Here is a 13,213-nt window from a genome sequence, read left to right as displayed (position 1 = left end):
AAAAATTTTAAGCCTTTTAAGAAGTGCTTTTCCCAGCACAACTCATTCACTTATTATTATAGAGGCTCTAGAAAAATTATTCTCCAATTCGCTTTTTAAGTTTTTATATTCAGCAGTCTTTAATTCTTCATTGGTAATAAAGCTTTTCTTTATGGTTATTAAATTGCTAAATTCGGTTCCATCATTTTGATATTTACACGACCTATTTACATATAACCAAGGAGAATTTATTTCAAAATTCAAATTTTCACAATTTTTAATTTTGATATCTTTTATTATCATATGGCTTTCCTTAGTTTTAGGAACACCAATAAAAAGGTCTGATATTTGGTCAGAAGCTGTATTCACAACATCATTAAGCCAATTATCTCCTAAATTCAAAGCCGGCCCTAGATTTGTCTTGAAAATCTTATTTTTTTGCTGGAACTCATATTTAATTGTCAGATCCTCTACATTACGCAAGGTAAGGTCAGGCAATTCTAAGAACTTCTTTTCTTCTTCATCAAGATATACTCCACTAATCATACGAAAAACAGAATCTCTTAATTGCTCATCTGAATAATATAATCCAACACCTGTTAAGCCTAAGGCTGCTTCCCCTTGCACGGTAAGCTGGCCATATTCATTTACAACATTATCTTCTATAGTTAATTCACTATGGGATATCACTTTTGAATTTTCACCTTGTACAGCAGGAATCTTTATGTAATCTGCTTCCTCAGAATCGAGTACTAGAGCGTTCCTATCAGCAATGTCTGGAAAAATACCCTGTGCCATACTGACGGTATTAGTTGGATCGATCCAATATATTTTTCCATCTCTATTTGTTACTTTGATCATCACATGATTAAAATTACCCATATTAGGTAATGCTTCAGGATTAGAAGTGCTAGTAGTTCCTCTCATAACTAAAATAGGTTGAACTTTATAACCAAGTTCTTGTAAAATAGCAGCCGTGCTAGCAGAAAAGTCTTTGCAATCCCCGACTTGAGAATCAGCAATTTTCTCTAAATCTCGTGGAAAATATTTTCCTGAGACTGTGCGCCAATCTCCCATATATTGAACTTTTTCATTCAATAAAGAAGTGACTGCATTAATTTTCTCCTCATCAGTATTTTTATTGGCAGCAGATTCTGCTATAGCTATAAAAGTTGCAGGAAGTGGCTGATTAATGACGCTATGATATCCAGGAGCTAATTTTTTAGCTAAATCATCCCATTTAGATAGGCTCGACAATGATACCCAAGTGTTGTGTTTTGTATTCAATATTCCATTATGTGGCTCATTTATTGTGTTTTCATAAACTGCTCTCTTTAAAGCAATGCTTATAGAATGTACATCATCCTTTTTTTCCTCAGCAATCTCTAATACGCTTCTTGGATCATTAACTTTAATCTCTAGAGGCAATTCAGAATTGATTTTAGTATTTTCTGCTTGTAAATAATCCCCATAATACGAAAAGCTCAAGCCATAAAAATTATCAACGGGAACCTTTTTGTTAACTTGCTTATATCTTAAATATACTTCCGTACCAATTTCTATTTTAGGGAATGAGATGGTTACTTGCCTTAACTGATCGAAACCTTTGCTAGGGCTAGCCAGCGGTTTATCCTCCATCATGTCTTCAGTTACTATATATTCTTCTCCGTTGTAAGTTGTTTTAGCCTCTAAAACAGTAAAATCTGCACTATCATCATTGTAAACAAGACTGTATAGAGAGAACCTATCACGTCCGGATTCCTTGAGTATTTTTGCTTGTAGTTCTACTTCCGTTTCGTAGGTACCATCTCTATTAACATTAATGTTAACATTAGAAAATTCAACCTCAACGGAAGCATCTTCGTACTTAGCCCACCTTGCTTCAACTGAAGGAGTTATAAAAAGCACTAACAACGTTAAGTTAAAAAGAGTTTTTAAAAATTTCATTATGTTCTCACATTTATTGAAAAGTCATTCTATTAGACCCGCACAATACTACCCACAGTGTATAAACTCAGCTATTGGTTCGTTGATATAATTTATGGCCGTGTTTGTCAGTATTATACGCAGCGGTTATAAAATAATCAACTTTTTACTGCGATGTTTATAATTGCTATACGTGTCGGTAAAGACTGTCTAAAGTTTTTCAAATGACCGATATCGCCAAAATTTCTGATATAATAATATACTAAATTTACATTTTTTGATGCAAATATTTTAACATTCAACATTTCTTTACTATAATGTGTCTTATTATTTCCTTTAAGTAAGTTCATGTCTAAGATACCATTTTTATTGATTTTTATATTTGCAGTAGCAAGTTTACCAGTAATAAACAATTGGCTTTCACATCGCAGTCAAGTCTTAAACGATGATCATATAAGTGAGAGATTAGATGACTACATCAGTAAAAATTTTGATAAGATCATAAAAACTCTCCAGGAAGAGTCAGCTAAAAATAGTTATGCTAATGCAACCAAAAATAAAATTTCTCAGCATAAAAATGAAATATTTGACTCCACTTATCCTTACTCAGGGAATGAAAATAGCAATGTCATAGCTGTAGGTTTTTTTGACTATTCTTGTGGATATTGCAAGGCCATAAAGAACGATATAAAACAGTTGATCAATGATGGCAAAGTTAAGTATATCTTTAGAGATGCTCCAATACTTGGCAACAATTCTTTAAAGGCAGCAAAAGGTGCTTTAGCAACTTATTTTATCGATAAAGAAAAGTACTTAGATTTTCACTACGCTGCACTAAATCACAGAGGAGAATTTTCAGACGAAATTATATTGGGTATAGTAAAAAATATAGGGATTAACGAGGAAGATTTTAATAACTCTATGAAAAATAATGCAGACAAAATTGAGCACATGATAAACAATAGTAAACTTTTAGTAAGGGAGTTGGGAGTAGGCGGTACACCTTTTTTGATAATAGGAGATAGTCTTTTTGTAGGAAAAACTGATTTGAATATATTACGCAAAAAAGTGAATGGGTTAAAAGATTAATAAATTTCCTGCTTGACAGCACAAGAAAGTTTAAGTATAGTTAAGATATAGTAAGTAACAATATGTATAGGCTACATATTAGTTCAAGAAAAGTAGGGTAACCGTTCACGGAATATTCCCAATTAGGCAGGAATAGCGACTAAATTCTGTAGTTTCTGGACAGGATTCTGATCATTCAAACGTGCAGTCAAAAATATCGAAAGCATTCTTTCAATGAACTTTTCTCCACGTTCTGACCAAGTGAAAAAACTATTTTTACGATAAATGACGTACCGTCTAGCCTGACGTTCTGCAAGGTTATTGGTTGTCTCGATCAGATCAGGATTGCGCACGAATCTCCACATCATATCTTCAGAACGTAGTATATTGGCAGCCATTCTCGAGGCCTGAGTTCCTTTTGCAACCCTTGTTATCTCTCGCAAAAAATGTTTCACCCTTTTTCGAATCTTCCTCATTAACCGGAAAAATCTTAAATTGTCTATCAGGTTTTGTTTACGTGCTCTATCTACCACAAATACCCTGTTGCTCAGCGATTTTAATGCTGCGCCAATTCTGCTCACTTCAACATTTTTACTGTAAAAAAACCTTTCAAAGTCCCTTGCTAAATGGGCCCAGCATATCTGTCTGTTTTCACGATTAAAGTAATTATACGCAGCATACCTATCGCTTATAACTATTCCATCATACTCTGGCAATAGCCCTTTTAATATCTTCTTTCCGCGAGATCCAACTAACTTCATAAGTGTTGCTGTTTTATTCGTTACTACCCAACTCCAACCTTTCTTTCCCTGGTTCCTATGGCTTGTTTCATCTATATGTAAATACTTGCTTTTCCGTAGCTCTTCTCTTATTTTTTCGTATTCAGATATACATTTTTCTGATACTCTACCCTCGGTCTTTGATACCAAACCTAGGCTTATATTCAGATTAAATATGCTGCTCAAAATTTGCTGTACTTCCCTTTTTGAATTGATAAAAAATCCACTAAAACTGCTAATTACTGCTTTTGCATTAGCTCCTAAAAGATCCCTTGTCACACCTTCAGGCAGACTAGCTGAGATCCTTTTCTTACACGCCTTACAGTAGCCTTTTTGTAGCCTATATTCAGTCACTATCGGTTTAATTTTTGGCAATTCAACCTTTTGATGCACAGTTTCTTCTTCTAAAATAACTTGGCTTCCACACATGCAAATTGTATCAATTGAACATTTTACCACCTCATCTGCTACCATCAATTCCCGCTTGTGCGCTTCATGTCCTGGCTGCCCGCCTGGTTTTTTATCGCTCTTCTTTTTTGTCTTTTTGCGATATACATCTTGCGATGGTGGCAGCGATGAATTTTTTGAATTTAAACCCAGCTTATCCTCTAGCTCAATTATTTTTGTCCTTAACTTATCATTCTCTGCTTTCAGAGTACCAACTTCTGACTCCAATACCACAATCTTTTCTTGTAGCACCTCTATCATCAACCCCTCATCTATCTAGTTTATTGTTTTTTATACTAATTATGCAATTTTTGTAAACTACTTTCTTATACCGTGAATGGACAAAGTTGATAAGCCTAAACGCCATCATGTCTTTAGGAGAGTCTGCTAATGAAGGCTCTTAAGTTGACGCCATTGCGTGAACGGTTACAAAGTAGGTGATGTTTGCTTGCAACACAGCACGACCTTAAGTAATTAGCCTTCCTAGGCTGATTAATATATTAAAATACAATCATTATTTTGGAGTTATAACATGAAAAATTTCAACAGAAAACCAATTGCTCTTTTTCGGCAAATCAAAGGAAAGAAAAAATCGAATAAATTATTGCATAATTTAAAAAGCACTTATCCTAGAGAGCTAAAAATAGGAGCTGCTATAAAGACAGGGGATTGCTTTTTTGACTCTGTGGCTCAAGGATTGAACGAGTTAAATATAAAACCAGATCATTATTTTACTGCAAAATCATTAAGAAAAGACTGCGCAGATTATGTTGAGCAACATGGTAAACAAGATAGTTGGGCCTATAAAGCAGTAATAAAAGACGCTGCTATTGGTGGCTACTTTGTTGCGCTAGAAGGTCCATATGGTCCTATACAAGATCCAAAAACTAAAATAAATATGATAGATGAGAAAAAGACTTTTCATGAGTACTTAAAAAATATTAAGAATATGGCCACAGGAGCTGGTTCTGCACCTATATGGGGTCGTCCAAACATTGAAGGTAGAATGATATGCGACAAGTACAAAGTGGAACTTTATATTTATTCAATAGAGGAAGGTAGTCAAAAAGTTACGGTAACTAAAATTACAGCACATGATGATGATCCAGCAGTTTTTATACAAGATATAGATCTCAATCAACTAGAGATAGATAGTAGCAAAAAAACTGTAGGAGTAGTGAATTACATGAGGCATTTTGTGCCACTTCTTAGCAAAATCCCTTCTGATATAACAGAAAATCAATCAGTTTCTAATGAAGAAATCTTTGGTGAGGTTACAGAAGCTTCTGCTTCTGAGCAACCAGTACGACAAAAAAGCAGCACTAGTGAGCCGATTTTTTCGAATAAAAGCACTCCTATTTCTAATCAATCAGAGCAGAAACCACTAAAAGAAAGAGCTGCTGATAGAAGTATTGATGAAAGGAATTCACAAAATCATGAAGCAATGTTAGAAAAAACACACAATAAAACTTGTGAAAATACAGCAAAGATCTTGAGTGAAACTTCTAAGGATATGAAAAAAAATTCCAGTGAAGAAATTCTTGAAATAGGTAAAAGGGTTCCTTCCTCTAATCAATCAGAGCAAGAAGAACAATATAATATCAGAACTAGCAAAGCAGCAATTGCGCAAGATCATAAAGAACAAAAAACACAAAAAGAGAGAATTAATACCAGCGCTAGTGAGCCAATTCATACGGATACAGTAATTACTATTTCTCATCCACACGAGCAAAAAACACAACAAGAGGAAATACAAAAGAAATTAATCAATAGTTACAGAGGTGAAGCTATTTATAGCATAACTACTGTAATAACAGCTATAGCATTCACAGCATCTGCTATAGCTGCTGTTTTTACTCAACCAATTCCTTTAGCATGTCTTGCTGGAGTTGCTTTAGCCATTGCATGTGTTTGTGTATATCAGTTAACGCAGAGTCATCAAGACATTAACGAACTGAAAGGTAAGGTAGGAGAAAACAACACCTTTACTTTTTTAGAAGAAACGGGATTTAAAATTTATAGCCTGATTGATAAAGCAGCTTCAAAAATTTAAGATCTTTCCTACTTCATCTATATCAACTCAATTTTATTTTTACAGGAGGGCATATGTCATTTACAGAAATTAGATTTCCAGAAAATATATCTTATGGCTCTACTGGAGGACCGGAATTTTCGACTGACGTTGTAACAACTCATAATGGTTGTGAGCAGCGCAATATTAATTGGTCTCGTGCACGTGCCAGGTATAACATAGCTTATGGAGTTAGGTCAAACGAGCAGCTAACAGAACTCATAACATTTTTTCAGGCACGAAAAGGTAAAGCAATAGGGTTTCGTTTTAAGGATTGGTCAGACTTTACAGTTATCAATCAAGAAATTGGCATAGGAGACGATAAAAAACGATCTTTCAACTGATGAAAACTTACATAAGTGGAAAAGACAAGCATACACGAACTATTAAAAAGCCAGTGCATGATACAATAAAAATTTACCTAGATGGTGAAAAGACAGAAAAATATTCAGTGAATTATTCAACTGGAGAAATAGCATTTATGAAACCACCAGCAAAAGGTACAATAATCACCGCAAGCTTCGAATTTGATGTACCAGTACGATTTGATACAGATTACCTAAACGCTTCTATTGATAACTATGGCAGCAATAGCTGGAACAATATTCCCTTGGTGGAAGTGAAATAAATTAAGTGGGCTACCATAAGCAATGCTAAGCCTCAGTAATCAACCATATATTTATCGAGGGTTGCTGTAAGTTATCTGGGTGTACATAGGCTCAACGAGCCTATGTCTAAATTCTATTGAGCACTATTGATTTCAGATTAAGCACAATATTCAACGCTGATTTTTCGTAACCGTTCACGGATTGTGAGAATGAATTAAAGAACTAAGCAGTGACAGCTACTAGATTCTGTAGCTTTTGAAAGGGGTTCTGGCCATTTAGACGTGATGTCAAAAATATCGACAACATTCTTTCCACGAATCTTTCTCCACGTTCTGACCAGGTGAAAAAGCTGTTTTTACGATAAATTACGTACCGTCTAATTTGCCGTTCTGCAAGGTTATTAGTTGTTTCTATCACTTCAGGTTTTCTTAAAAACTTCCACATCATATCCTCAGATCGTAACATCTTAGCGGCCATTCTTGAAGCTTGAGTGCTATTTGCAACCCTCGTCATTTTACGTAAAAAATGTTTTACCCTTTTCCGAATTTTTCGCACCAGTCGATAAAATCTCAAATTATCTATCAAATTTTGTTTTTTTGCCTTATCTACTACAAACACCTTATTGCTGAGCGATTTTAGTGCTTGGCCAATTTTGCTCACTTCAACATTTTTACTATGGGCAAATCTCTCAAAATCTCTTGCCAGATGTGCCCAACATATCTGTCTATTTTCACGATTGAAGTAATTGTATACAGCGTATCTATCGCTCACAACTATACCATCATATTCTGGCAGTAAACTCTTCAACACCTTCTTACCACGAGACTCGCTTACCTTCAGAAGTGTCAACGCTTTGTTTGTTATTACCCAACTCCAGCCTCTCTTTCCTTGATTTCTGTGCCCTGTTTCGTCTATATGCAAATACTCGCTTCCTTGCAACTCTTCCTTCATTTTCTCATATTCAGATGCACACTTCTTCGATACCCTGCGTTCAGTATTTGAGACTAAACCAAGGCTTATATTTAGATTAAAAATACTGCCCAAAATTTGCTGTACCTCTCTTTTTGAGTTAATAAAAAAGCCGCTAAGGCTGCTTATAACTGTTTTAGCATTGGGTCCTAGAAAATCTCTTGCAACACCTTCGGGTAAATTTGCTGTAATTCTTTTATTACATACTCTTATATGTTAAAAACAAGTCTTTATAAATGTCACGAAATGGCGGTATAAAGACACGCAGAGAGGAGGAACCGTACATACTCTTGGTCATAAGGACCGTTTTGCAGCAAGGTTCTCCTCTCTGGTTTATTATACTGAAAGTTCCGAACAACTGGTTGAGCTTTTAGGCTCGTATATAAGGGTGGAAAATGCAGTATACACATTATTTATGGAGGGATTATGAATTTATCAAATATTATTACTGGCATTGATATTAGCAAAAATAAACTAGATATCCATATTCATCCACTTGGACATCATAAAGTATTTGAAAATAACGTTCAAGCTATTGATCAAATAATCGACTTTTTGCGTTTACATAACGTAACCAAAGTTCGACTTGAAGCAACTGGTGGGTACGAAAAATTATGTGCTTATACTTTATTAAGCCATGGTTTTGAAGTATATGTCATTCAACCAAGATGGGTGAGAGATTATGCAAAAAGCCTTGGTATTGCTACTAAAACTGATAAAATAGACTGTAGCATCATCTCACGTTATGTTAGTAATACAGACATGCGTGTCACTCCTTTAAAAGTTAGTAGTATTGACTGTTTGAAGCAAAAATTATCTCGCAGGAATCAACTAGTAGAAATAGCAAAAATACAAAAAACCCAAGCTCATCAAGTAACCGATTTATCTATAATCAAACAAATGGAAGAGCTACTTGCAGTTTTACAAAATCAAATTCAAGTCTTAGAAGATGAGGTAATGGAATTAGTCGATAAAAATCAAGAGCTTAAAAAAAAGTACATGTCAATAACTAGTATACCTGGTGTAGGTGCAATAACAGCTATTACTTTTATTTGTTATCTACCCGAGCTTGGAACTCTCCAACATAAAGAAATATCCAGCCTTTCCGGAGTTGCACCTTTTAATCGAGATAGTGGTTTTAGTAAGGGAAAAAGGTGTATTCAGGGTGGTAGATCACAAATTAGAAAGGTTTTACATATGTGCATTCTTAGTGCGCAAAGGTACAATTCTTATATAAAAATCTTCTTTGATAGGCTATACAATCAATATAAAAAACCATATAAAGTTACCTCTACTGCTGCAATGAGAAAATTACTTATCCTTGCTAACTCTTTAGTAAGAGACGGTAGACTGTTTACTGAGGAGTATAGCCCTAAAACTGCTTCTATATAGCAATAGCATAGCTGTGAATAAGTACGCCCACACAAATTTTAAGTACTTATTCACAGCTACATCAATTTTTCTATTGACTTTTAACACAACTGCTACAATGTCCTCTTTGCAACCTGTACTCAGTTACAATTGGCTTAATTTCTGGCAACTCTGCCTTCTGATGAATAATTTCATCTTCTAAAGTAATCTTACCTCCACACATACAAATTGTATCAATTGTGCATCTCACTACCTCGTCTGCAGCCATTAATTCACGCTTATGCACCTTATGTCCTGGCTGACCTCCTGGTTTTTTATCACTTTTCTTTTTTGCTTTCTTACGATATATATCTCGTGATGGTGGCAGCGATGAGAATTTTGCGAATTTAAGCCCAATTTGTCTTCTAATTCAACTATTTTTGCTTTCAAGCTATCATTTTCTCTGATCAGTGCTTTTATTTCTTCCTTGAGATTAGCGTTTTCTGCTACAACCTTTTCTTGCAGCACTGTTGTCATTTACCCATTCCATATTTAGCTTCCTATCTCTTTACACTTTTATACTTACTTTGTAAACCACCTTATCTCCGTGAACGGTTACGATTTTTCTGACTCCATTTATTTTATTCTTAAAAGTGCCTCTCTACCTTTACGTCTTAAGATTCAAGCCAGATGACCCCTATTATAGCAGCATTCATTGCATCCATACAAGCTTGGCATTCACTATCATTACACTCTCCTTCAAGCCTATCGTATTGGTTAAGTGTAATATTATCTTTATTATTTAGCATAACTTTAAAGCATTCTTCATAGTTTTTGCCAGTAGATTCACCTGTTTTGACATCAATAAGTTCGTCATTTTCAACCTTAATATCTATTCGAGAATTTGGTCTCTCTTCTTTTTTTGTAATAGCATAAGATTGTAATTGGAAAGTGTTATTATTACTCATAAAATACTCCTTAAAATTTATTCTAGTTATAGAATATAAAATTTAAGAATCTGTAAACTAGTTTTGCTCGCCACAATCTTTTTTGTAATATGGGAAATTTTTTATTGCTATGAGTTATCTAGGTACAATTAATGAGCCTGACCTATTGCCATTTAGTGTTTGCACAATTGTACATGCGCAACTTGCTTCAAAATTTCTGCTTGTTGTTGAGCATGGACATTAGCATAACCACATGCAGGAGATGCAGCAGCAGGTCTTGCAATGCACTTAGGTATTTTTGCTTGAGCATTGAGGCCAGACAATACCTCTTCTATCAATGGGTTGACAAAGAACCATCCTCCCATATTTTTTGGTTCCTCTTGACACCATGTAATTTCAGCGTTCTTATATTTTTCAAGTTCACTGCCTAGTTTATCGGCCGGGAATGGATAAAATTGTTCTAAACGCACTACTGCTATATCGTTTATTTTTTGTGCTTCAAGCATTTCAATTATGTCGTAATAAACTTTACCACTACATATTACAACTTTACGTATTTTATCACTTGCAACTAAACCTTTTCTACACTCTGGAATTACCGTAAGAAATTTTCCTTCAAAGTCAGAAAGGTTAGAAACTGCGCTTTTATGACGCAATAGTGATTTAGGTGTAAACACCACTAAAGGCTTACGAAAATCTCGATTAATTTGTCGGCGCAAAACATGAAAGTAATTTGCTGGAGTAGAGCAATTAACTACTTGCATATTATCCTCTGCGCAGAGTTGCAAAAATCTCTCTATACGAGCAGAACTATGCTCAGGTCCCTGCCCTTCATAACCATGAGGCAAAAGTAGAACTAGACCACTTGACCGCAACCACTTTGTTTCTGCAGATGAGATAAATTGGTCGATCATAATTTGCGCGCCATTTGCAAAATCACCGAACTGCCCTTCCCAGAGCACAAGTGAATATGGAGAGTCAAGGCTATATCCATATTCAAAACCCATCACAGCATACTCAGATAGTGCGCTATCTATAACTTCAAAGCGAGCTTGCTTCTCACTTATGTTGTTTAGTGGAATAAACTCTTCCTCCGTTGCTTGATTGATAAGTCTTGAATGACGGTGCGAGAAGGTGCCGCGACCAGAATCTTGTCCTGACAAGCGCACTCCTATTCCTTCTCTAAGCAATGACGCGAATGCAAGACTTTCAGCAGTTGCCCAGTCTATGTTGCTACCGGAATTTATACTTTCTATTCTGCCATCAAGTATTTTTCTGACCTTATTATTGATATTAAAACTGCTTGGAATATTGCTATTTATGTGTACACCTAATTTTTTTAGCTCATCTGGCGAGACACCAGAGTCCGTATAGTATTCATTCAAATCGTTCAACTTTGCTCTCCTGAGTTTTAACCACACTCCATCAAACCAATCAGCTTTTTTTGGAGTGTAAGTCACTGACTCAGCAAGACTCTTATCCAACCTTACCCTAAATTCGCTGCGTAATTTACTTACTTCATCACTAATTAGGACTTTCTCTGCAGCCAGCTTCTCTTCGTACAGCGTGCCTGGAGTTTTATGCCTTGATATTGCTTTATACATAAGTGGCTGAGTAAAATTTGGTTCATCGCCTTCATTATGGCCATATTTGCGGTAGCATATTATGTCAATCACCACATCCTTTTTAAATTTCTGCACATACTCCATTCCCAAATTCGCGGCAAAACTCACGGCTTCTGGATTATCTCCATTAACATGAAATATTGGAGCTTCTATTGATTTTGCTACATCAGTACAATAAAAAGAAGAGCGTGCACAACTAGGATTTGCAGTAAAACCAACTTGGTTATTAATGACAATATGGACGATACCACCTACTGTATAACCTTCAATGTTGCTCAAAGTAAGGGTTTCGGCAACCACTCCCTGCCCGATGAAAGCTGCATCACCATGAATTGACACTCCAAGCACAGATCTTATATTTTGCTTCGCTCTTACTCTTCCAGCTAGAACTGGATTTACCGCCTCAAGGTGAGATGGGTTAGGACATAAACTTAAGTGTATTTTTTTACCACCAGCAAGTGCTCGATCAGAAGAGTAACCAAGGTGATATTTGACATCACCAGATACCTCAAGACCACTTGGGTATGCAAGATTGCCTTGAAATTCAGACAGCATTGCCGCATATTCTTTCCCCATAACTTTGGTTAGAACATTAAGCCGTCCTCGGTGGGCCATACCAAGAACTATTTCTTCAATACCAAAAGCTGCAGAATCACTAATAACTCTTTCAATTGCAACAATGGCTGACTCCCCACCTTCGATAGAAAAACGCTTATATCCAGGAAATTTCATATGGAGAAATTGCTCGAACATCTCAGATTCAATCAAGTGCCTTAGTATTTCTTTTTTATCCTGAGGGCTTAGCGTATAGACCTGATTTTCAATTTTCTCCTGCAGCCACACTCTTTCCTCATAAGAGGAAATATGCATAAATTCAAACCCGATGTTCTTGCAGTAAATATCTCTATATATTTTAGCATCATGCGCTGGAGAGATATTCAAATATTTCTGATAATCTATTTCTTTATTTACATGCGGTGATAATGGATTTAAGTCCGCAAAAAAATGACCGTAAGATCTGAAGAAATTTGCTAAGCTAGAAATTGAATCATCCGACTTGACTGCGTGCTGTGCATTGCAGGCTTCCGTTTTATTCATTTCTAAATTGCTTGAAAAAATCCTATTCCAATCCTCCCCGATTGATTTATCGCCCTGCAGATAACGGCTATACATTTCTTCTACAAATTCTGCATTATCACCATAAAGGCAGCTTAGACTTAGCATAATCACTACAAAAGATATCAAATACTTATAAGTATAACTTAAGTTTTTTAAAAAAGAACTCCTTTAGTTTCTAATTATTAAGTTATACAAACACTGTAATCCGAGTTTTCCAGAAAGGGTGTCATTCTAGACTGACATCTAATCTTTCCATAAATGCTGTATTTCAACATAAAACAACTATACTCATCAACTTGTGCCCAATCATAATTCCTAGATTCCA

Annotated in this window: 10 protein-coding genes and 1 pseudogene; 4 read left to right on the top strand and 7 right to left on the bottom strand. The window is 35.4% G+C overall.

The annotated features are described in order from the left end of the window. Positions 1–42: 42 nt before the first annotated feature. On the bottom strand, positions 43–1,926 hold the full coding sequence (locus OPR58_RS09380; protein WP_265022532.1) for a DUF3857 domain-containing protein: 1,884 nt from the start codon (positions 1,924–1,926) through the stop codon (positions 43–45). Positions 1,927–2,253: 327 nt separating this feature from the next. Between OPR58_RS09380 and OPR58_RS09375 the strand changes: the two genes are divergently transcribed. Then, complete coding sequence (locus OPR58_RS09375) at positions 2,254–2,994, top strand: DsbA family protein (RefSeq protein ID WP_265022531.1); 741 nt, start codon at positions 2,254–2,256, stop codon at positions 2,992–2,994. 122 nt (positions 2,995–3,116) lie between these two features. On the opposite strand, the gene tnpC (OPR58_RS09370) is transcribed toward OPR58_RS09375, so the two are convergent. Beyond that, positions 3,117–4,460: an IS66 family transposase gene (gene tnpC / locus OPR58_RS09370; RefSeq protein WP_265022247.1), complete on the bottom strand. Its 1,344-nt coding sequence runs from the start codon at positions 4,458–4,460 to the stop codon at positions 3,117–3,119. Positions 4,461–4,731: 271 nt separating this feature from the next. Between tnpC (OPR58_RS09370) and OPR58_RS09365 the strand changes: the two genes are divergently transcribed. After that, complete coding sequence (locus OPR58_RS09365) at positions 4,732–6,252, top strand: OTU family ubiquitin thioesterase (RefSeq protein ID WP_265022530.1); 1,521 nt, start codon at positions 4,732–4,734, stop codon at positions 6,250–6,252. Positions 6,253–6,305: 53 nt separating this feature from the next. Next, positions 6,306–6,898, top strand: a pseudogene (locus OPR58_RS09360) (TIGR02217 family protein). Positions 6,899–7,100: 202 nt separating this feature from the next. On the opposite strand, the gene tnpC (OPR58_RS09355) reads toward OPR58_RS09360, so the two are convergent. After that, positions 7,101–8,039: an IS66 family transposase gene (gene tnpC / locus OPR58_RS09355; RefSeq protein WP_265023147.1), complete on the bottom strand. Its 939-nt coding sequence runs from the start codon at positions 8,037–8,039 to the stop codon at positions 7,101–7,103. A gap of 234 nt (positions 8,040–8,273) precedes the next feature. Between tnpC (OPR58_RS09355) and OPR58_RS09350 the strand changes: the two genes are divergently transcribed. Next, the gene (locus OPR58_RS09350) at positions 8,274–9,239 is read left to right on the top strand and encodes an IS110 family RNA-guided transposase (RefSeq protein ID WP_265022277.1); all 966 of its coding nucleotides are present in this window, start codon (positions 8,274–8,276) and stop codon (positions 9,237–9,239) included. 70 nt (positions 9,240–9,309) lie between these two features. Here the strand turns inward: OPR58_RS09350 and OPR58_RS09345 are convergent, their stop codons facing one another. The 4 genes from OPR58_RS09345 to OPR58_RS09330 all read right to left on the bottom strand — a co-directional run bounded on the left by OPR58_RS09345 (position 9,310) and on the right by OPR58_RS09330 (position 12,993). Beyond that, positions 9,310–9,486 carry an IS66 family transposase zinc-finger binding domain-containing protein gene (locus OPR58_RS09345; RefSeq protein ID WP_406846499.1) on the bottom strand — a complete coding sequence of 59 codons (177 nt, stop codon included), beginning with the start codon at positions 9,484–9,486 and terminating at the stop codon, positions 9,310–9,312. Then, entirely contained in the window at positions 9,486–9,734 is a 249-nt protein-coding gene (locus tag OPR58_RS09340) for a DUF6444 domain-containing protein (protein ID WP_265022268.1), read from the bottom strand. The genes OPR58_RS09345 and OPR58_RS09340 overlap by 1 nt, the downstream gene beginning before the upstream one ends. Before the next feature lie 137 nt (positions 9,735–9,871). Further along, positions 9,872–10,165 carry a hypothetical protein gene (locus tag OPR58_RS09335; protein ID WP_265022529.1) on the bottom strand — a complete coding sequence of 98 codons (294 nt, stop codon included), beginning with the start codon at positions 10,163–10,165 and terminating at the stop codon, positions 9,872–9,874. Between the two features lie 152 nt (positions 10,166–10,317). Next, the gene (locus tag OPR58_RS09330) at positions 10,318–12,993 is read right to left on the bottom strand and encodes a 2-oxoglutarate dehydrogenase E1 component (protein ID WP_265022528.1); all 2,676 of its coding nucleotides are present in this window, start codon (positions 12,991–12,993) and stop codon (positions 10,318–10,320) included. Positions 12,994–13,213: the final 220 nt, after the last annotated feature.

Origin of the sequence: Wolbachia endosymbiont (group B) of Ischnura elegans (assembly GCF_947251585.1) — a bacterium.
GTDB lineage: Bacteria > Pseudomonadota > Alphaproteobacteria > Rickettsiales > Anaplasmataceae > Wolbachia.
The sequence above is the reverse complement of the archived record's forward strand: the minus strand, read 5'-3'. Positions and strand labels throughout refer to the sequence as shown.